At 40.7% G+C, this 19,387-nt stretch carries 17 protein-coding genes; all 17 read left to right on the plus strand.

What is annotated here, in order from left to right; all coding sequences use genetic code 11:
• Window positions 1-292 precede the first annotated feature (292 nt).
• The 17 genes from der (at window position 293) to aroC (ending at window position 19,386) form a co-directional block, all read left to right on the plus strand.
• Window positions 293-1,603 (plus strand): ribosome biogenesis GTPase Der, encoded by a 1,311-nt coding sequence (der, locus tag ACIQ0C_RS02995; protein WP_034308039.1) that lies wholly within the window; start codon window positions 293-295, stop codon window positions 1,601-1,603.
• 16 nt (window positions 1,604-1,619) lie between these two features.
• On the plus strand, window positions 1,620-2,672 hold the full coding sequence (locus tag ACIQ0C_RS03000) for an NAD(P)H-dependent glycerol-3-phosphate dehydrogenase (protein WP_402839924.1): 1,053 nt from the start codon (window positions 1,620-1,622) through the stop codon (window positions 2,670-2,672).
• Window positions 2,673-3,059: 387 nt separating this feature from the next.
• The gene (locus ACIQ0C_RS03005) at window positions 3,060-4,397 is read left to right on the plus strand and encodes an APC family permease (protein WP_403056709.1); all 1,338 of its coding nucleotides are present in this window, start codon (window positions 3,060-3,062) and stop codon (window positions 4,395-4,397) included.
• 708 nt (window positions 4,398-5,105) lie between these two features.
• Window positions 5,106-7,211: a sigma 54-interacting transcriptional regulator gene (locus ACIQ0C_RS03010; RefSeq protein WP_403056712.1), complete on the plus strand. Its 2,106-nt coding sequence runs from the start codon at window positions 5,106-5,108 to the stop codon at window positions 7,209-7,211.
• A 302-nt stretch (window positions 7,212-7,513) separates the two neighbouring features.
• Window positions 7,514-8,887, plus strand: a complete 1,374-nt coding sequence (locus ACIQ0C_RS03015) for a putrescine aminotransferase (protein ID WP_403056715.1) — start codon at window positions 7,514-7,516, stop codon at window positions 8,885-8,887.
• Window positions 8,888-9,105: 218 nt separating this feature from the next.
• Entirely contained in the window at window positions 9,106-9,303 is a 198-nt protein-coding gene (locus ACIQ0C_RS03020) for a DUF2768 domain-containing protein (RefSeq protein WP_048681698.1), read from the plus strand.
• Window positions 9,304-9,319: 16 nt separating this feature from the next.
• Window positions 9,320-10,042: a hypothetical protein gene (locus ACIQ0C_RS03025; RefSeq protein WP_403057113.1), complete on the plus strand. Its 723-nt coding sequence runs from the start codon at window positions 9,320-9,322 to the stop codon at window positions 10,040-10,042.
• A gap of 233 nt (window positions 10,043-10,275) precedes the next feature.
• Window positions 10,276-11,754 carry a stage IV sporulation protein A gene (spoIVA, locus tag ACIQ0C_RS03030; protein ID WP_034308024.1) on the plus strand — a complete coding sequence of 493 codons (1,479 nt, stop codon included), beginning with the start codon at window positions 10,276-10,278 and terminating at the stop codon, window positions 11,752-11,754.
• A 503-nt stretch (window positions 11,755-12,257) separates the two neighbouring features.
• Window positions 12,258-12,530, plus strand: coding sequence for an HU family DNA-binding protein (locus tag ACIQ0C_RS03035; protein ID WP_034308023.1), 273 nt, complete (start codon window positions 12,258-12,260; stop codon window positions 12,528-12,530).
• Between the two features lie 307 nt (window positions 12,531-12,837).
• Entirely contained in the window at window positions 12,838-13,404 is a 567-nt protein-coding gene (gene folE / locus ACIQ0C_RS03040; protein WP_034308020.1) for a GTP cyclohydrolase I FolE, read from the plus strand.
• A gap of 20 nt (window positions 13,405-13,424) precedes the next feature.
• On the plus strand, window positions 13,425-13,673 hold the full coding sequence (gene mtrB, locus ACIQ0C_RS03045; RefSeq protein ID WP_076365643.1) for a trp RNA-binding attenuation protein MtrB: 249 nt from the start codon (window positions 13,425-13,427) through the stop codon (window positions 13,671-13,673).
• 247 nt (window positions 13,674-13,920) lie between these two features.
• On the plus strand, window positions 13,921-14,748 hold the full coding sequence (locus tag ACIQ0C_RS03050) for a heptaprenyl diphosphate synthase component 1 (RefSeq protein WP_403056718.1): 828 nt from the start codon (window positions 13,921-13,923) through the stop codon (window positions 14,746-14,748).
• Window positions 14,749-14,751: 3 nt separating this feature from the next.
• Entirely contained in the window at window positions 14,752-15,462 is a 711-nt protein-coding gene (locus ACIQ0C_RS03055) for a demethylmenaquinone methyltransferase (RefSeq protein WP_403056721.1), read from the plus strand.
• Window positions 15,463-15,496: 34 nt separating this feature from the next.
• Window positions 15,497-16,459: a heptaprenyl diphosphate synthase component II gene (gene hepT / locus ACIQ0C_RS03060; protein ID WP_402839942.1), complete on the plus strand. Its 963-nt coding sequence runs from the start codon at window positions 15,497-15,499 to the stop codon at window positions 16,457-16,459.
• A 96-nt stretch (window positions 16,460-16,555) separates the two neighbouring features.
• Entirely contained in the window at window positions 16,556-17,002 is a 447-nt protein-coding gene (ndk, locus tag ACIQ0C_RS03065; RefSeq protein WP_034308008.1) for a nucleoside-diphosphate kinase, read from the plus strand.
• Between the two features lie 185 nt (window positions 17,003-17,187).
• On the plus strand, window positions 17,188-17,961 hold the full coding sequence (locus ACIQ0C_RS03070) for a CheR family methyltransferase (protein WP_403056724.1): 774 nt from the start codon (window positions 17,188-17,190) through the stop codon (window positions 17,959-17,961).
• A gap of 252 nt (window positions 17,962-18,213) precedes the next feature.
• Window positions 18,214-19,386: a chorismate synthase gene (gene aroC, locus ACIQ0C_RS03075; protein WP_403056727.1), complete on the plus strand. Its 1,173-nt coding sequence runs from the start codon at window positions 18,214-18,216 to the stop codon at window positions 19,384-19,386.
• The last annotated feature ends 1 nt before the right edge of the window (window position 19,387 follow it).

A 19,387-nucleotide genomic window follows, 5' to 3' on the forward strand; every position in this document is an offset into this window, starting at 1 on the left:
ATTTTTTTGGGCTGTTTATAATCAAGTTTTAGCATGCAGGGGTGTTCAGCTTCATGTCACCTTAGGAACCGGGGCGTCAAGTGGACAAACTGCCCGTGAATACCTGATGAGTCTAACTGAAAATCAGTCGGGATTTTTCTTACTGATGAAAGATTCCTTTAAATGATGATGGATACAGCCTTTTCCTTTAAAAGGAAATTATGAAAATCAATAATGCAAAGCAACCGTAATAAATGCATTCATGAATTTCGTGACTTTGACAGAGATATAGTAGCAGAAAGGGTGAATAGCAATGCCAAAACCGGTAATTGCGATAGTCGGTCGTCCGAACGTGGGAAAATCGACAATCTTTAATAGAATAGTTGGAGAACGGGTTTCGATTGTTGAAGACGTTCCAGGAGTGACTCGGGACAGGATTTATAGTTCGGGTGAATGGTTGACACATGATTTCAACATTATTGATACAGGTGGAATTGATATCGGTGACGAGCCGTTCCTAGAACAAATTCGCCAGCAGGCTGAAATTGCCATTGACGAAGCTGATGTGATAATTTTTATGACGAATGGTCGTGAAGGTGTAACGGCTGCTGATGAAGAGGTCGCAAAGATACTCTATAAATCCAGAAAGCCGGTTGTCCTTGCAGTAAATAAAGTCGATAACCCAGAAATGAAAGATCAAATTTATGATTTCTATGCGTTAGGTTTTGGCGATCCATTCCCGATCTCCGGGTCTCATGGACTTGGTCTTGGTGACCTTCTGGATGAAGCGGCCAAACATTTCCCTAAATTTGACGGCCCGGATTATGCTGATGATGTCATTAAATTCAGTTTGATTGGAAGACCGAACGTAGGTAAATCCTCTCTGGTCAATGCATTGTTAGGTGAAGAACGTGTCATTGTCAGTGATATTGAAGGTACGACTCGTGACGCGATTGACTCCCCGTATAAGTACAATGGCAAAGAGTATGTCATTATTGATACAGCAGGGATGCGGAAAAAAGGCAAAGTGTATGAAAGCACGGAAAAATATAGTGTACTACGTGCATTAAGGGCAATTGAACGTTCAGACGTTGTTCTTGTAGTCCTGAACGCTGAAGAAGGAATTCGTGAGCAGGATAAGAAAATTGCAGGATATGCCCATGAAGCGGGTAGGGCGGTCATCATCGTCGTCAATAAGTGGGATGCCATCGAGAAAGATGAAAAAACGATGAAGGATTTTGAAGAAAAGATCCGTGCCCATTTCCTGTTCTTGGATTATGCGCCAATCATTTATCTGTCTGCCTTAACGAAAAAACGGACACATACCTTAATACCTGTCATTGATCAGGCTAGTGAGAATCATGCTATCCGGGTTCAGACAAATGTCTTGAATGAAGTGGTCATGGATGCCGTTGCGATGAATCCGACACCGACTCATAATGGCAACCGTTTGAAAATTTATTATACGACTCAGGTAGCGATCAAGCCGCCAACTTTCGTCGTATTCGTTAACGATCCGGAGTTATTGCATTTTTCATATGAGAGATTTTTAGAAAATCGAATTAGGGATGCCTTTGGTTTTGAAGGAACACCAATACGAATTTTTGGACGCCAGAGAAAATAGTAAAGGTGGTTATACCGTGGTAAAAGAAAAAGAAAGTATCGCTGTGATTGGAGCTGGGAGCTGGGGGACTGCTTTAGCGCTTGTAATCGCTGATAACCAGCATGAAGTGAGATTATGGGGACATAATCAGAATCAAATCAATGAAATCAATCAAAATCATACGAATGAAAAATACTTGCCTGGGATTGAATTGCCTTCGGGGATTAAAGGTTATTCTTCCCTTAAGGAAGCATTGGCCGGGATTGAAATAATTATTTTGGCGGTGCCGACCAAAGCCTACAGGGAAGTGCTTGGTCAGATTAAAGAGGCTCATGATAAACCATTGACGATCGTTCATGTGAGTAAGGGAATTGAACCTGATTCCCTGCTTCGTATATCGGAAATGATTGAAGAAGTCTCTTCGTCTGAATGGCTTAAGGATATAGTGGTTCTTTCAGGACCGAGCCATGCAGAAGAAGTCAGTCTGCGTCACCCGACAACAGTTGCCGTTTCTTCAAAGAATATGAAAGCTGCCGAAAGGGTTCAGGACATCTTTATCAATAATAATTTCCGTGTATATACAAATCCTGACTTGATTGGTGTTGAAATCGGAGGGGCTTTGAAGAACATCATTGCTTTGGCTGCCGGCATTACGGATGGTTTAGGCTATGGGGATAATGCCAAGGCTGCATTAATGACTCGAGGATTGGCTGAAATATCCCGTCTAGGGGTGGCCATGGGGGCTAACCCGCTAACGTTTTCAGGTTTAGCTGGGATCGGCGACTTGATCGTCACTTGTACAAGCGTCCATTCCCGTAATTGGAGAGCTGGGAATATGCTTGGTAAAGGGCAAAAGCTTGAAGAAGTTTTGGAAAACATGGGTATGGTCGTTGAAGGTGTCAGAACCACTAAAGCCGCCTATCAACTAGCCCAAAAGTACGAAGTGAATATGCCAATCACCGAAGCCCTGTACGATGTTTTATTCAATGGGGAAGAAGTGAAAAAGGCAGTTGACCTTTTGATGAATCGTTCAAAAACGAATGAGATGGAAGAACTTTTTAACATATTGGATAGCAGGCAGCAGGATTAACCTCCAATCTGTTGATTTTCATAAAAGAATTTCATTAAATTAGGCATTTGATGATGCGCCTTGCCGTTTATCAGCATACAATGCAACGAAAGTAAACTAGTAATTTGACCTCGGCACGGGGGATTTAGTCAAATGAGCAGAAGATATCTAAATATCTTCTGCTTTTTTTTATGGGCAAAAAATCATCTGTTCTTTTTTTTATTTATGAATAATTGAATAGGTTATTCAATTTTGCATAAATCATTCTGCATATTTCCTTGTTTTTTGTTGAAAATCGACTATTTTTTTTGGTATGAAAATTGCGAAGTGTAATATGACCAAAAAATTCTATGGGAGGCGAGAAAAGTTTGTTAACTTTTCTCGCTTAAAAAGGAAGGGGAATGATACATGCAAACAGGTAATCTAAAAAGGTCTTTAAACTTATGGCATATCGTATTGCTCGGTGTTGGATATATGACGCCGATGGTTGTTTTTGATACATTCGGGATAGTTTCCGAAAAAACGGGGGGGCATGTGCCAACCGCTTATGTCATTGCTCTTTTAGCAATGTTGTTTACAGCAGCCAGCTATGGAAAAATGGTGAAGATATATCCGCAGGCAGGTTCATCCTATACTTACACACAAAAAACGATCAGTCCACATTTAGGCTTCCTTGTCGGGTGGTCGTCGTTACTTGATTATTTATTTTTACCGATGGTGAACGGCATTTTAACAAAAATATACTTAACTGCACTTTTTCCGGAAGTTTATCCCTGGATATGGGTGGTGGCATTTGTCCTTTTAATGACAGTCATTAACTTATTCAATGTTAATCTTGCAGCCAACTTTAATAGCTTCCTTGTTTTTTTTCAAATGTTGGTCATCGTCATTTTTGGGGCACTTGTCGTTAAAGGAGTCATGGGGGGAGAGGGGACTGGAGAGGTCTTGTCGGTTCAGCCATTCATCGGGCCCGATATGGAAATTTCGACCCTCATAACTGGTGCTACAATCCTTTGTTTTTCTTTTTTGGGGTTTGACGCAGTCACTACTTTATCGGAAGAAACACCGAATCCATCCAAAACGGTCCCCCGGGCCATCTTTTTGACTGCCCTTATCGGAGGGGTCTTATTTGTGACGGCATCATTCTTTACACAGTTATTTTTCCCGGATGTTTCCCGTTTTAGCGATCCTGAAGCAGCTTCTCCGGAAATTGCCCTTTTCGTGGGCGGGAAGTTATTTCAGGCTTTCTTTCTTGCAGGAACATTATGCGGTACCCTTGCCTCCGGACTTGCATCTCACGCTAGTGTTTCTAGATTGCTATATGTAATGGGACGTGACCAAATGATCCCGAAAAAACTATTTGGGTTTGTCCACCCCAAATACAATACGCCATTTTTTAATGTCATTTTTGTCGGTTCGATATCACTGGTTGCCTTATTCCTTGATTTGGTTACGGCCACTTCTCTCATAAACTTTGGGGCTTTAATTGCATTTACCTTCGTGAATATTTGCGTAATCGTCCATTCAATAAGAAACAAAAGCTTCAGAACGATTAAAGGTTTTCTTTCAACTATTCTGTCCCCGGTTTTAGGCGCGGCTTCGGTCTTCATCCTTTGGCTTAATCTCGAGATGAGTTCCTTGATTTTAGGAATAGTCTGGGCGGTAATTGGGATTGGTTATCTTCTGTATCGGACAAAATGGTTTACGGAATCCCCTCCGCTATTCCATTTTGAAAAAGCACAGTGAATCTAATCTACTGTATTCATTAAATGAGGAAGAGTGTTAAACGGCCGATGAGAAAATGAAGAGGTCATTCATGCTCATGCCTGTTGTTCAATTTTCCGTTCATGGCGTCAGCAATGTGTATTCAGCACATATGTCGCTTAGTATGGTTCCCGGGAGCTTTCTGGCTCGCTTATATGGTGATGCTTTTCACAGCGTACAGTTATGGAAAGGAAAGGCATTCCTTCTGTACTGGCCTGAATTTACTGACTATTGTGACGGTTCTCGATGTCATGGTTAGGAAAATGGCTGCGAAAACAAATGCTAACGTCGTCGCCTAGTTTTTGATGGTCATATTCATCGTTTTTATCTAACTGTGAAATTACATACGGGGAATGAATAAGGAAAAGTGACGGGGCAGAAGCATTGGAAGCATATATATACCCTTGGCTCCTAAAACTTTGCAAACAGGCATGAGGCCATAATGACGGCATGGCGGGAGCTGTCCCATCTGTATAGCAAACCTGATTAGAATTTATAAGATAAGGTGAACGGTCCTTTATAAAATAAGTCTACCAGGTTTTTAGATCAAAAGGGTCCGTTAAAGGACCCTTTTGTTGTGGTGCGAATAAAGGTAAATGCTGGATATGAGTAATGGTGCCTCTTATTTTTTATCTTGCAATTCGGAATTGTGATAAAATATAGGTTAGGTTACAAAAGGAGAGTGAAACTGTGTTATCTATTCCGGATGATAAAATTAGACCATTCATAACTATAACAATTGATCAGCCTACATTTTCAGACCAAAAAATTCATGAGATACAGGAACCTTTCTTCTTTCTTATGAAGGAAAATCAAGTGTTTGCGTATATCCGCATGGATGACCTCCCGTTAAATGAAAAAATCACGACAGTCGATCAGCTTTTACAGTATGCTTTTTCGATTGATGATGTCTGTAAATTGCACCCTAACATTTCCTTGCCGCATCTGTTTCAAATTATCGGTGAACCTATCGTACTGATAAAAACGGATGATGGCCTCCTAACCGGTTATGTAAAAAGGGAAGATGTATTAGCTGAATTATTCAAGCAGGACAGTAAACAAAATTTAGACCTGCTAAATGTTATATTAACCTCCATTCCTATGGGGATATTTGTTGCTGATAAAGAAAGAAATATCGTGAACTTCAATGAATCAGGCTTGAAGATGATAAAAAAGCCTTCTGAACAAGTCCTTAATGAACCTGCTGCGAACATCTTCAATAAGCAGCATATACATAGCGTGTTTGCCAGCGGGAGCAGTATTCTGAATCAGCTGGAGATTACTGATGTCATGAGTGTGCTTGTCGACTATAGCCCGATTCTGAACCATGAAAAAGAAGTCGAAGGCCTGATCATCATCGTTCAGGATTTACCGATGGTTGAGGAAATGGCCATGGAAATAGAATTGATAAAAAGCTCGAATAAAGACTTGAATGCCATTTTGGCGAATATCTATGATGAAATACTTGTAGTCAATCAAAAAGGAGAGCTGCTGCGCTATAGTGACAGCATCATCTCAGGTTTCTGGGGGAAGGATTTAAAAGATTATATCGGGAAGAATCTCTTGCAATTAGAAGATGAAGGGATTTTTAATCCTTCGGTCACCCGGTTAGTCCTTGAACAAAAAAAGAAAGTATCGATTGTCCAAGATACTAAAATGAATAAGAAAGTCCTTTCCGTAGGCACCCCTGTGTTCAATGAACAAGGGGATATAGATCGAATAGTCATTGCATCTAGGGATATAACGGAAACGACACAATTGAAATCGGAATTAAATGAAATGAGGAAAGAACTGGACTCTTTCAAAAAACAGGATCAATTTTATAAAGAGTTGGTTTTTGCAAGTCCTAAAATGGAGCAGATAATCAGCCAAGTTAAGAAAATCGCACATTTTTCATCAACTGTATTAATCAATGGGGAGTCGGGAGTAGGTAAAGAAGTGATAGCTGAAGCCATTCATAAAATGGGCAGGCGATCTAAACAACCTTTCCTGAAGATAAATTGCGGGGCGATTCCGGAAAACCTCCTCGAAAGTGAATTGTTTGGTTATACGAAGGGTTCCTTTACAGGAGCGGATAAAAATGGGAAGGTAGGATACTTTCAGCAGGCCAATAAAGGTGTTTTATTCCTTGATGAAGTGGGTGACATGCCCATACATCTGCAAGTGAAGCTGCTGAGGGTGCTCCAGGAACAGGAAGTGATTCCGATTGGCAGCACTACACCCATTTCCATTGATGTTCAAATTGTTGCGGCCACGAATAAGAGTCTGGAAAAAATGGTCGAGATGGGCACGTTCAGAGAAGATTTATTCTATCGATTGAACGTCATACCCATTCATGTGCCCCCATTAAGGGAAAGGCCGGAGGATATACCGCCGCTAGCCTTTCATTTCCTTCAAAAATTGAATGAAAGGTATCAGCGGAATTACCACTTTTCCCCCGATGCATTAAATATACTGGAAGTCTATACCTGGCCAGGGAACATTCGTGAGTTGCAGAACATGATTGAAAGATTGGTCGTTTCTGCAGATGAAGAAATGATCGATGCTGACTTCATTCAAAGGTTCATACCTGTGGGCAGTGACTTTAAACAAACGAAACCCATCATTACGAGAATTCTTCCGCTGCAGGAAGCACAGGATCATGTTGAAGAGCAATTGATCATGCTTGCCATGAAACAGTATAAAACAACGACCAAAGCGGCTAAAGCGCTTGGGATAAGTCAATCGTCAGTGAGCAGGAAGTATCAAAAAGTGTTAGCTGAACAGAGTAAGAAAATTGAAAAAAATGCATTTTGAATAAAAGCCGTTGCCGAGTGATAAAAATCACTTGTCAACGGCTTTTATTTTTATGGGAGCATTTGAGAAGCTTTTTAATGATTTTCAAGGTTGTTTATGCAAAGTGAAATAACGATATGCATAATTGCATAGATTTTAAGAGATTTATCAAAGAAAATGCGATTTTATTGGTTAATTAACTTGGCATGGTTCTTGCTTGATTAGTAAGTATAAGAAAAAAGGGAGGTAAGCATCAAAGTTTCATAAAACAAGCAATCTTAATTAACCAATTAACTAAAGCTATAAAAAAAGGAGATTATAAAATGTCAATTAACGTAGAAAGTAAAAACACTCAAGCTAACCAATCAGCAACCCAAGATTATATTAAAAAAGTGCTTCAATTAATCGAGCAAAAAGAAATTTCAAAAGAAGATGCGCAGTGGGTGACAAAAGAAACTGTCGAGAATTTCCGTAACCATGTAAACCCTGGGTTTTTGGAATATCGGAAGACGGTCACTAAAGACACACAATTCGCTTCGGTGGAGTGGTCTGATCAAGATTCCTGTTTTACGGATGTAAATGGAAAAAAATATATTGATTGTTTAGGTGGGTTTGGTATTTATAATGTTGGCCATCGTAACCCTAAAGTAGTAAAGGCAGTAACCGATCAGTTACAAAGACAAGCCCTTCATAGCCAGGACTTACTTGATCCATTACGTGCAATGCTTGCCAAGATCCTTGCCGAAATCACACCGGGAGATCTAAAATACTCATTCTTTACGAACAGCGGTACCGAGAGCGTGGAAGCTGCACTTAAGCTGGCTAAAATGTACAGTGACCGATACACGATCATTTCCACGACAAAATCATTTCATGGGAAAAGCCTTGGTTCCCTATCGGCAACGGCAAAGGGCATGTTCAGAAAACCGTTCATCCCGTTGGTACCAGGTGTGCGCCATGTACCATTCGGTGATGTGGATATGATGAGAAAAACGTTTGAAAGTTGTGCATTGGTCGGTGAAGATGTTGCTGCTGTACTGTTGGAGCCTATTCAAGGTGAAGGAGGGGTCATCCTTCCTCCGCAAGATTATTTAAAGCAGGTTCGGGCATTATGTGACGAATATGATGCGTTATTGATCTTGGATGAGGTGCAAACAGGAATGGGACGGACAGGTAAAATGTTCGCTTCTGAGCTATATGATGTTGTTCCGGACATTATTTGTTTAGCGAAAGCATTCGGCGGCGGAGTAATGCCTGCAGGGGCTGTGGTAGCCAATGAGAAAGTATTTAAAAGCTGGTTCGACAATCCATTCATGCACACTACGACATTTGGAGGAAATCCACTAGCTTGTGCTGCGGCCATTGCTACGATCGATGTACTTTTGGAAGAAAACTTACCGCAGCGTGCTGCAGAAGTTGGTGAATACTTCTTAAATGGGTTAAGGGAAGTGGCTGCTGAGCACAAAGATAAGGTCTTGGAAATCCGCGGCCAAGGATTAATGATTGGTATTGAGTTCCATAAAGATGAAGTGGGGTATGAATTCTCAAAAGCCCTTTTTGATAAAGGCATCTTAGTGGCAGGTACGCTTATTAATTCCAAAACAATCAGGATCGAGCCGTCTTTGACCATTCAGCTGGATGAAGTCGATACAGTCATTAAAGCGTTTAAAGAAGTCTTGCCGACGCTTCAATCTTAATTTAAGTGAGCAGAAAAACAGCCTTTGGGCTGTTTTTTGTTGTTTGGAGGTAGTGTGGGAATTACTTATATATTCCTCGTTATATTGCTGCACCTCAGAAATTTTTTTCGCGAAAATGAGCAATGAAAACGGGAATTACACAGATTGGACAAGGATTTAATTCCTTTAACGTAATTTGGTATGTTATAATAATTTCTGGAAAAAGGAGTGATGAAGATATGACACCTGCTCTGCAAAAAATGTGGATATCCTTTATAGCTATGGGCTTTATGGTTATCTCAATATTTTTAATCTACTTAAGCCGCTATAAATTAAAAGGTTTTTGGAGAGTCTTGACAGCAATTATCGCATACATACTTATGATTCTGGCCGGTTTGATCATCCTTATCGTTGTTCTTAGCGGGCCAACCACTTGATAGGTGAGGAGAAATGATGAGAAATTTTTTCAAAATATTATGTTTATTATGCATCTCTGTATCATTATCTGGCTGCTTATATCCGGAGAAGCAAAAAATGCAAAACCAACTGCCTTATAAAGAGCAAATACAATCCGTCCAAAGTGCAGTGGATCAATTTCAGAAAGATGAAGGCGGCATACTGCCCATAGTTACAAAAGATGCAGGTACACCGATTTATCAAAAATATGTCATAAAATTTTCTAAGATTTCGCCTAGGTATATGGCTGAACCGCCGGACAATGCCTTTGAATCAGGGGGCGTTTTTCAATACATCCTCGTTAATGTTGAAAAGGATCCGACTGTAAAGCTGTTGGATGTCAGGATGGCCCAGAAGATTCAGGATGTTTCCTTGAGATTGACTGCTTATCAGCAAAGCAATGGATACCCGCCATTTAAGGAAAGGTTATCCGATAATGTCTTCACGCTTGATTATGAAAAAATGGGGCTGAAGGAAGCTCCGACGGTCACGAGTCCATTTTCACAAAAAGACTTATACCTTGTAGTCGATGGTCAAGGCAGCATTTTTGTTGATTATACCCCTGATTTACTTGAGGCATTGAAGAAGCATGAGGGGGAAATCAAGCAAGGTGAAGATATCCGGGAACTGCTGGTGCAGAGTTCGGAGTTCGTCCCTGCCTATTCATTACCATATACAATTGATGAAAAAACAAAAACACCAATATTTCTTACAAAATAGGCATAACCCTTCTTCTGCAAAATATATTGTAGGGGAAGGGTTATTTCTTTTATCTTTATTTCATCTTACTTTTAAAATAACAACCCTTATATAAAAATTTCTGGTGGAGGAAGGGATTGAACCAGGGAAATAAATGGAATAAATTTTTAGGACAACATCATAGATATATATTGTCCTAAATAAATGCAAATGGATAAACGAAATCCCAAAACTCTAATTCGGGAGGGGATACCTTGGAAAAGGTAGATATTTTTAAAGATATAGCTGAACGGACCGGTGGCGATATATACTTGGGGGTGGTCGGTGCCGTCAGGACTGGTAAATCCACATTTATTAAAAAATTCATGGAACTGGTCGTCATTCCGAATATACCGTCAGAGGCGGACCGTGCCAGGGCACAGGATGAACTGCCTCAAAGTGCTGCCGGAAAGACGATCATGACGACGGAACCCAAATTCGTACCGAACCAGGCAGCATCGATTCAAGTAGCTGAAGGTCTCGACGTGAACATCCGTTTAGTCGATTGTGTCGGTTATACAATACCCGGGGCAAAAGGGTATGAAGATGAAAATGGTCCCCGCATGATTCACACGCCTTGGTATGAAGAGCCGATTCCGTTCAATGAAGCTGCCGAGATCGGTACTCGCAAAGTAATTCAGGATCATTCCACATTAGGCGTAGTCGTTACGACGGATGGGTCGATAGGAGAAATCCCGCGAAGTGATTATTTAGAGGCCGAGGAAAGGGTCGTCGAAGAATTGAAGGAGGTTGGCAAGCCGTTTATCATGATTGTCAATTCCGTTCAGCCTCACCACCCGAATACGGTAGCACTGAGGGAATCCTTGCAGGAAAAGTATGATATCCCCGTATTGGCCATGAGTGTCGAAGGAATGCGGGAATCGGATGTTTATAGCGTACTGCGCGAGGCCCTGTACGAATTCCCTGTTCTCGAGGTCAATGTTAATCTCCCGAGCTGGGTAATGGTTCTGCGCGAGGATCATTGGTTAAGGGAAAGTTACCAGGAAGCGGTTAAAGAGACCGTCAAGGACATTAAACGATTGAGGGATGTTGATCGTGTAGTCGGTCATTTCAATGAATTCGAGTTCATTGACCGTGCCGCTCTTGCAGGAATTGAGATGGGGCAGGGCGTTGCAGAAATAGACCTATATGCCCCTGATGAACTCTATGATGATATTCTGAAGGAAATTGTAGGTGTAGAGATTCGGGGCAAGGATCATCTGCTATCTTTGATGCAGGACTTTGCGTATGCGAAAGCAGAATATGATCAGGTGGCCGATGCGTTGAGGATGGTTAAACAAACTGGATATGGTGTCGCAGCCCCATCCCTTAACGATATGAGTCTTGATGAACCTGAAATCATCCGTCAGGGGGCCAGATTCGGTGTCAGGCTAAAAGCAGTGGCTCCTTCCATCCATATGATCAAGGTCGATGTCGAATCCGAATTCTCGCCAATCATCGGTACGGAAAAGCAAAGTGAGGAATTAGTCCGGTATCTGATGCAGGATTTCGAAGACAATCCACTTTCCATTTGGAACTCCGATATTTTTGGAAGAAGCCTAAGTTCTTACGTAAGGGAAGGCATACAGGTGAAATTAGCGATGATGCCAGACAATGCTCGCTATAAATTGAAAGAAACACTGGAGAGGATTATTAATGAGGGCAGTGGCGGATTGATTGCCATCATCTTATAGAAAACGTTTAAGGCTGGACCAACTCCATTTATGGATTGGTCTTTTTACATGGAAGAAACGCAGGATCGCAAGAAAAATATCATTTATGGACGCTAATATTTGAAATAATCTGCTGTTTTTTAGTATAATCTTGAAAAAACCCTGTGGTTAAGCGATTTTCAGCAATATAATAAGTTTAATTTCTATAAAAAAGGGAAATGATGAATAGCGAAAGACAAAATTTATAATATATACAATTATTAATGAAAAGATTCCCATTATTTTTTGAATTCCCTTGCTAAGCTTATAGGATTTGTGATAATCTACATACAGAAAACGCGTTATAACAGCGGTTTCAACCTATTTATAAATTTTCGGATGAATTATTTGGAAATTAAACCGGCTTGGTAATCCCTGATTATCAGGGAATGAAATTTTTTCGACCGAAACTAATATCAAATCACTATTATAGTGTTGTAATAATGATTTTTTATAAAGATTCCTTTTGGGAGGAGGTGAATGGCATGAACAAAACAGAATTAATTAATGAAGTTGTTACAGCAACTGAAATTTCTAAGAAAGACGCTACAAAAGCTGTTGATGCTGTTTTTGATACAATCTTAGAAGCTCTAAAAAACGGTGATAAAGTCCAATTGATTGGTTTTGGTAACTTTGAAGTTCGTGAACGTGCGGCTCGTAAAGGCCGTAACCCACAAACTGGTGACGAAATCGAAATTGCAGCTAGCAAAGTGCCAGCTTTCAAACCCGGTAAAGCGCTGAAAGATGCAGTGAAGTAATTCTACCATTACATACGGGTGCTTAACCGAAAAGGGCCGCGTGAAAACGCGGCCCTTTTTTTGCTTCTTAATTTCCATCTGTGATAATATAAAAGACAGTGAATATTTTAGAAACGCTTCAGATGGTAAATCTGTCACAAGGAAATAACCATTCGAAACCGCTTCCGGCGAAACTGCCTTTAATGGGCTTCAATCTATGGTGTAATGGTTCGCTTTGATAATTGCAATTATGGATTTCCGGGTGCAACGCGCTTTGGTTTTTTTATCTGAATACATAATATTATTGATTTTTTAGGAGGTACAAATAATGGCTAATGTTGATCATGCCAAATTAGAAGAAGCGGTTAAAATGCTTCTCGAGGCTGTAGGGGAAGACCCAACGAGGGAAGGACTGCTGGATACTCCTGCCCGTGTAGCCAGAATGTATGAAGAAATTTTTTCTGGACTTAACCAAGATCCTAAGGAATATTTCGATACTGTTTTTGGAGAGGACCATGAAGAACTCGTACTAGTAAAGGATATTCCGTTTTACTCGGTATGTGAACATCATTTAGTCCCTTTTTACGGGAAAGCCCATGTAGCATATATTCCGAAAAACGGAAAAGTGACTGGCTTAAGTAAATTGGCACGGGCGGTTGAGGCTGTATCGAAGCGTCCGCAACTTCAAGAGCGTATCACTTCTACTGTTGCAGACTCGATAATGGAAAAGCTCGAGCCTCATGGTGTAATGGTTGTAGTAGAGGCTGAACATATGTGCATGACCATGCGAGGTGTAAAAAAACCCGGATCTAAAACAGTGACTTCAGCTGTAAGGGGAACGTTTGCGAAAGATCATCGTACTAGAGCTGAAGTTCTGGCGTTCATTAAAGACTAAGGACATGGGGGCAGGAAAAAATGAATGAAAAAAAGATTCTGAATGATTTTGTCGTAATCAAAGCCATTGAGGATAGTGTGAATGTCATCGGGTTGACAAGGGGAACGGACACCAAGTTTCATCACTCCGAAAAACTGGACTCAGGAGAGGTGATGATCGCACAATTCACAGAGCATACCTCGGCAATAAAAATCAGGGGCCATGCAAAGGTCTATACTCCATTCGGAGAGATAGAAAGTGATTCCAAAAAGAATTCACCTGACAAATGATAGCTTCTCAATGCTTGGTTAATTAGTAAATCAATCATCTGATATCGCGTTTAACAAGCTGTAAATTTCCCGCATCCATTTTTTGAAGAGCAAAAGTCGATGATTTCCTTATTTTTGGAAGTTTCATTTTATAAACGTTGACCATTTCATCTGATTGTTTTTATGGTATAATAATGTGTATTTTACACAGACAGAAACCAATATGTATGAAAAAAATTATCTTTCGGGGATGCAAGGGTGATCTCAATTGTTAAACATAACGGACGACATAAGGCAATTAAAACGATTAATAGAAACGAAAGCTCAACATCCATATTTATTGAAGTATATACAAAAGCCAAGCTTGGACGAAGATAAACTGATATTGCTTTGGGGATTGTTTAACGATTTGGACGTTAAAAGCGAAAAACGGAATCAATACATCATTTCAACCATGTTAGTGCAAATAGCTCTGGATACCCATGAAATCGTCTCGAATTCGGGTGAAGGGATCGAGTCACCCGAGGTATTGAAAAATCGTCAATTACAAGTGCTTGCCGGTGATTACTATAGTGGCTTATATTATCAAGGGCTTGCCAGTGTAGGTAATGTTGATATGATCCGAATACTTTCAAGTGCGATAAAAAAAATAAATGATAATAAAATCATTCTTTACCAACAAGGGTCCATTCATGATGTACCAACGCTTTTAATGACGGTAAAAGCGATCGAGGCTTCACTGATTCATAAACTGGCGGATTACTATAATGAGCCTGCCTGGATAGAAATATCGGAAGACCTGCTGCTTTTAAAACGGTTGCATGCCGAGAAGAGCAGTTATATGAAGTCGGGGCAATCAATAGTTTTTGATGTCCTAAGGGAAATGCCTTTTGATGACTCGATTGGTGGGGATATTCCCATTTCGGAAAAGGAAGAACAGGTACGCACCCAATTCGACAAGTGCCTGAGGGATGCCAGGCAATCCGTAGAGCGCTCGGTGCGGAAGCTGGCAAAGTTGGATGATGAACTACTGGAAAGAGTGAAGTCCATCTTGGAACAAACAGAGAGTATTAATTCATATGTGAAAGAAGGGTGAATCATGGAGCAGTCTAAAGAGCAAAAAGTTCATCATGTCTTTGAAAAGATTTACGGAAATTATGACAAGATGAATTCCCTCATCAGCTTTAAACAGCATCTTAAATGGCGGAAGGCTACAATGGCCATCATGAATGTCCCAAAAGGCGCCCGTGCACTGGATGTATGCTGTGGAACAGCGGACTGGACCATTGCCCTTGCTAATGAAGTCGGACCAGAAGGAAAGGTTGTTGGTCTGGATTTTAGTAAAAACATGCTGAAAATTGGCGAACAAAAGGTGAAGGAACTCAATCTGGATCAAATTTCCCTAATGCATGGGAATGCAATGGAACTTCCTTTTGAAGATAATAGCTTTGACTATGTCACGATCGGTTTCGGGCTGCGGAATGTCCCTGATTACATGAAAGTGCTTAAAGAGTTAAACCGTGTAGCCAAGCCGGGTGGTATGGTCGTTTGCTTGGATACGTCACAGCCAACGATGCTAGGCTTTAAACAGGGCTATTATTTTTATTTCCGTTTCATCATGCCCATGTTCGGCAAATTATTCGCAAAAAGCTATAGTGAATACTCATGGCTGCAGGAATCAGCTCGAGATTTCCCAGGCATGAAAAAGCTTGAAAACATGTTTAAGCAGGCAGGAATGGAAAATGTCAGTTATAAAGCCCATTTCGGTGGGGTAGCAGCAACACATTTCGGGTACAAGCCTTCAAAATAAGCAGAATAGCAATGGACAAAGCTGGGTGGAATGTATGAAATTTAAAATGATGTATTCATTTTTGAATGCAGATTTGCAATTAATAGAAAAAGAACTGGAAGCCGCAATTGAAGCGGATTCCACGGTTTTAAGGGAAGCTTCCCTGCATTTACTGCAATCCGGTGGAAAACGGATCCGTCCGGTATTCGTCCTATTGGGTGCGAAGTTTGGCAACTATGATATTCATGTCGTAAAGCATGTCGCAGCGACTTTGGAACTAATCCATACGGCTTCCCTTGTACATGATGATGTTGTGGATGATGCGGATTTACGCAGGGGATCCGCTACCATTAAGTCGAAATGGGATAATCGTGTCGCCATGTACACAGGCGACTTCATTTTTGCTCGTGCACTGGAAATGATGGCGGTTATCGAATCTCCGCTAGCGCATCAAATTCTCGCTGATACAATGGTTGAACTATGTCTTGGGGAAATTGAACAAATAAAAGATAAGTACAATTTCGAACAGAATTGGCGGATATACTTTAGGAGGATCAAACGGAAAACGGCATTGCTCATTGCGTCCAGCTGCCAGTTGGGAGCCATTTCAGCAGGCGTTGAAGAGAGGATTCACCAAAAGCTATTTAAATTCGGATATTATGTCGGTATGTCCTATCAAATCACCGATGATATATTGGATTTTACGGCGTCGGAAGAAGAGCTTGGGAAACCGGCCGGCAGTGATTTGATTCAAGGTAATATCACTTTACCCGTATTGATCGCTATGGAAGATCCAAAGTTAAAAAAGCTTATCGAAACTGTTCGGGAAGATACGCCAAAAGACGAAATGTCCCATATAATCGATGCGATAAAAACTTCCGGTGCCATTGAACAAGCAGCGAGGATCAGTGATATGTATTTAGAAAAGGCTTTTACTGAGTTGAAAGGTCTTCCTGCCATTAAAGCTAGAAAAACTTTATCGGATATCGCGAAAAATATCGGAAAAAGAAAGTTTTGATAATGGGAGTTGCGAAACTCATCAAACAATGGTAATATTCTAAAAGTATTGCCTTATATAGGCAAATAACAATGATACATATTAGGAGTGACATTCATGGAAAGAACATTTTTAATGGTTAAGCCTGACGGCGTTCAACGCAATTTAATCGGTGAAATCGTTTCCCGTTTCGAAAAGAAAGGCTTCCTTCTTGCAGGAGCAAAATTAATGGTCATTTCTCAAGAATTGGCTGAGCAACATTATGGCGAGCACAAAGAACGTCCTTTCTTTGGCGAATTAGTGGACTTCATTACTTCAGGTCCTGTCTTCGCAATGGTTTGGGAAGGTGAAAACGTAATCGCAACTGCACGTCAAATGATGGGTGCTACTAACCCTAAAGATGCAGCAGCAGCAACAATTCGTGGCGATTTTGCCGTAACTGTTGGCAAAAACATCATTCACGGATCTGATTCAGCTGAAAGCGCTGTACGTGAAATCGGTTTATTCTTCAAAGAAGAAGAACTTGTTGAGTATTCTAAACTTGTAAACGAGTGGGTTTATTAATTAATACTCATCACTTTATAAGAAGCGGGTTCCATCGTCATAATGCGATGGAACCCGCTTTTTTGTATTGCTTTTTAGCTTCCCGGCAAGGTAAGGAATTATTTTAGTTTAAAGAAAATATGGCGCTCTCCGATATATAAAGGGAAGGGCCACTTAAAATAATTATGTGCAGGGGAGTCGTGGGAATGCCTCAAGAATATGAAGAGTTTATCCGTAATATCAAAATGTTGACAGGCATTGATTTGGCATTATATAAGGAAGGGCAAATGAAAAGGCGGCTGACATCCCTATATGAAAAAAGAGGGTATCATTCATTTCGTGAATACTATAAAGGCATTCAAACCAATCCCGGCGTTTTAAATGAGTTTTTGGATAGAATGACAATCAATGTTTCCGAATTTTATAGAAATGCGAAAAGATGGGAAGTGTTGGAGCGGAAAATCCTTCCTGAGTTATTAGCAAGCAAAAAAAAGTTGAAAATTTGGAGTGCGGCCTGTTCAACCGGCGAGGAACCATACACGCTTGCAATGATATTATCCAATCTGGTTCCACTTAGCCAGATAGAGATATTGGCGACGGATCTGGATGAAAATGTGTTGGCGCGGGCGGAATTGGGGCTATATCCTGAACGTTCCTTAAATGAAGTGCCTGAAGAAATCAAAAGGAAATACTTTGAAAAAAAAGCGGATTTTTATCATGTCGATGATGAAATCAAGAGAAGGGTAACATTTAAAAAGCAAAACCTTCTCGCTGATCGATTTGAACAGGGGTTCGATTTAATCGTTTGCCGCAATGTGTTAATTTATTTCACCGAAGAAGCCAAAAATTTATTATATGAAAAATTCAGTGCATCACTAAGAAGCGGCGGGATTTTTTTTGTAGGAAGTACAGAGCAAATATTCACCCCTGGAAAATATCAATTTGAAACGATCGACACATTTTTTTATAAGAAAAAGTAAATACTTTTAAAAAAAGGACTGATTCTGCTCATGGGCATTCAGTCCTTTTCGTTTGTACAGTAATAGCATAGCCAGTAGAACCTCTAATTTGGAAGATAAACTATATCGAAAATGTTTAAGTACTTGTAAAATAGAGTGAAAAGTGATTAAATTCAAACAATATGGTTTTTACGTTTTACATATACCCACATTTCATAAAATTGTGGTATATTGATACATATACACTTTAAAGTGCTAAAAGGGGGCTGGAAGATGAGATATTTAACAGCGGGAGAATCACATGGTCCGCAGCTGACTACTATCATTGAAGGATTACCGGCAGGAATGCCGATTTCGAATGAGGATATCAATCAAGAATTGGGACGCAGGCAAAAAGGGCATGGACGTGGAAGAAGGATGCAGATCGAGAAAGATCAGGCTTTTATTTCTTCGGGAATCAGACATGGCTACACACTCGGTTCACCGGTTGCTTTGGTCGTTGAGAACGATGACTGGAAGCATTGGACAAAGATTATGGGAAGTGAAGGGCTTTCAGAAGAGGAAGCTGAAGAAATTAAACGTAAAATCACCCGTCCTCGTCCTGGTCATGCAGACTTGAACGGCGGGATTAAATATGGGCACCGCGATTTGAGAAATGTTCTGGAACGCTCTTCAGCCCGTGAAACGACAGTAAGGGTGGCAGCAGGTGCTGTCGCTAAAAAACTATTGTCTTTATTGGGAATAGAAGTGGCATCGCATGTTTTGGAAATTGGCGGAGTGAAGGCAGAACCGCCAAAATATGAAAATATTCAGCAATTGCAACAAGTAACAGAAGAATCTTCAGTTAGATGTTTTGACAAAAACGTGGAGCAGCAAATGAAGGATGCAATTGATGAAGCGAAGCAAAAAGGAGATTCCATCGGCGGAATCGTCGAAGTCATTGTAGAAGGAATGCCGGTGGGTGTGGGAAGTTATGTGCATTATGACCGTAAGCTTGATGCAAAACTGGCCGCAGCAATTATGAGCATCAATGCATTTAAAGGAGTGGAAATAGGTCTTGGATTTGAAGCGGCCCATCTATTCGGCAGTGATGTCCATGATGAAATCGCTTGGGACGAAGAACAGGGTTATTACCGGAAAACCAATCGCCTTGGCGGTTTTGAGGGCGGTATGACAACTGGAATGCCGATTGTTGTACGCGGTGTGATGAAGCCGATCCCCACTTTATATAAACCTTTGAAAAGTGTTGATATTGATACGAAGGAAGTGTTTGAAGCAAGTGTCGAGCGTTCCGATAGTTGTGCGGTTCCTGCAGCAGCAGTAGTTGCTGAGGCGGTAGTGGCATGGGAACTGGCGGCTGCCATCGTTGATCAATTCCCTTCAGATCGTTATGAGCAATTAGCAGAATACATAAGATCATATCGGGAAGAAGTAAAGGGGTTTTAAA

This window comes from Peribacillus sp. NPDC096448, assembly GCF_044762675.1.
GTDB lineage: Bacteria > Bacillota > Bacilli > Bacillales > DSM-1321 > Peribacillus > Peribacillus frigoritolerans_B.

Excerpts from the sequence above, each read along its gene's own strand:
- ndk (WP_034308008.1), top strand. The coding sequence starts at position 16,556 with ATGGAAAGAACATTTTTAATGGTTAAGCCTGACGGCGTTCAACGCAAT.
- ACIQ0C_RS03035 (WP_034308023.1), top strand. The coding sequence starts at position 12,258 with ATGAACAAAACAGAATTAATTAATGAAGTTGTTACAGCAACTGAAATT.
- ACIQ0C_RS03015 (WP_403056715.1), top strand. The coding sequence starts at position 7,514 with ATGTCAATTAACGTAGAAAGTAAAAACACTCAAGCTAACCAATCAGCA.
- ACIQ0C_RS03055 (WP_403056721.1), top strand. The coding sequence starts at position 14,752 with ATGGAGCAGTCTAAAGAGCAAAAAGTTCATCATGTCTTTGAAAAGATT.
- ACIQ0C_RS03020 (WP_048681698.1), top strand. The coding sequence starts at position 9,106 with ATGACACCTGCTCTGCAAAAAATGTGGATATCCTTTATAGCTATGGGC.
- hepT (WP_402839942.1), top strand. The coding sequence starts at position 15,497 with ATGAAATTTAAAATGATGTATTCATTTTTGAATGCAGATTTGCAATTA.
- ACIQ0C_RS03025 (WP_403057113.1), top strand. The coding sequence starts at position 9,320 with ATGAGAAATTTTTTCAAAATATTATGTTTATTATGCATCTCTGTATCA.
- mtrB (WP_076365643.1), top strand. The coding sequence starts at position 13,425 with ATGAATGAAAAAAAGATTCTGAATGATTTTGTCGTAATCAAAGCCATT.
- folE (WP_034308020.1), top strand. The coding sequence starts at position 12,838 with ATGGCTAATGTTGATCATGCCAAATTAGAAGAAGCGGTTAAAATGCTT.
- ACIQ0C_RS03005 (WP_403056709.1), top strand. The coding sequence starts at position 3,060 with ATGCAAACAGGTAATCTAAAAAGGTCTTTAAACTTATGGCATATCGTA.
- aroC (WP_403056727.1), top strand. The coding sequence starts at position 18,214 with ATGAGATATTTAACAGCGGGAGAATCACATGGTCCGCAGCTGACTACT.
- der (WP_034308039.1), top strand. The coding sequence starts at position 293 with ATGCCAAAACCGGTAATTGCGATAGTCGGTCGTCCGAACGTGGGAAAA.
- ACIQ0C_RS03070 (WP_403056724.1), top strand. The coding sequence starts at position 17,188 with ATGCCTCAAGAATATGAAGAGTTTATCCGTAATATCAAAATGTTGACA.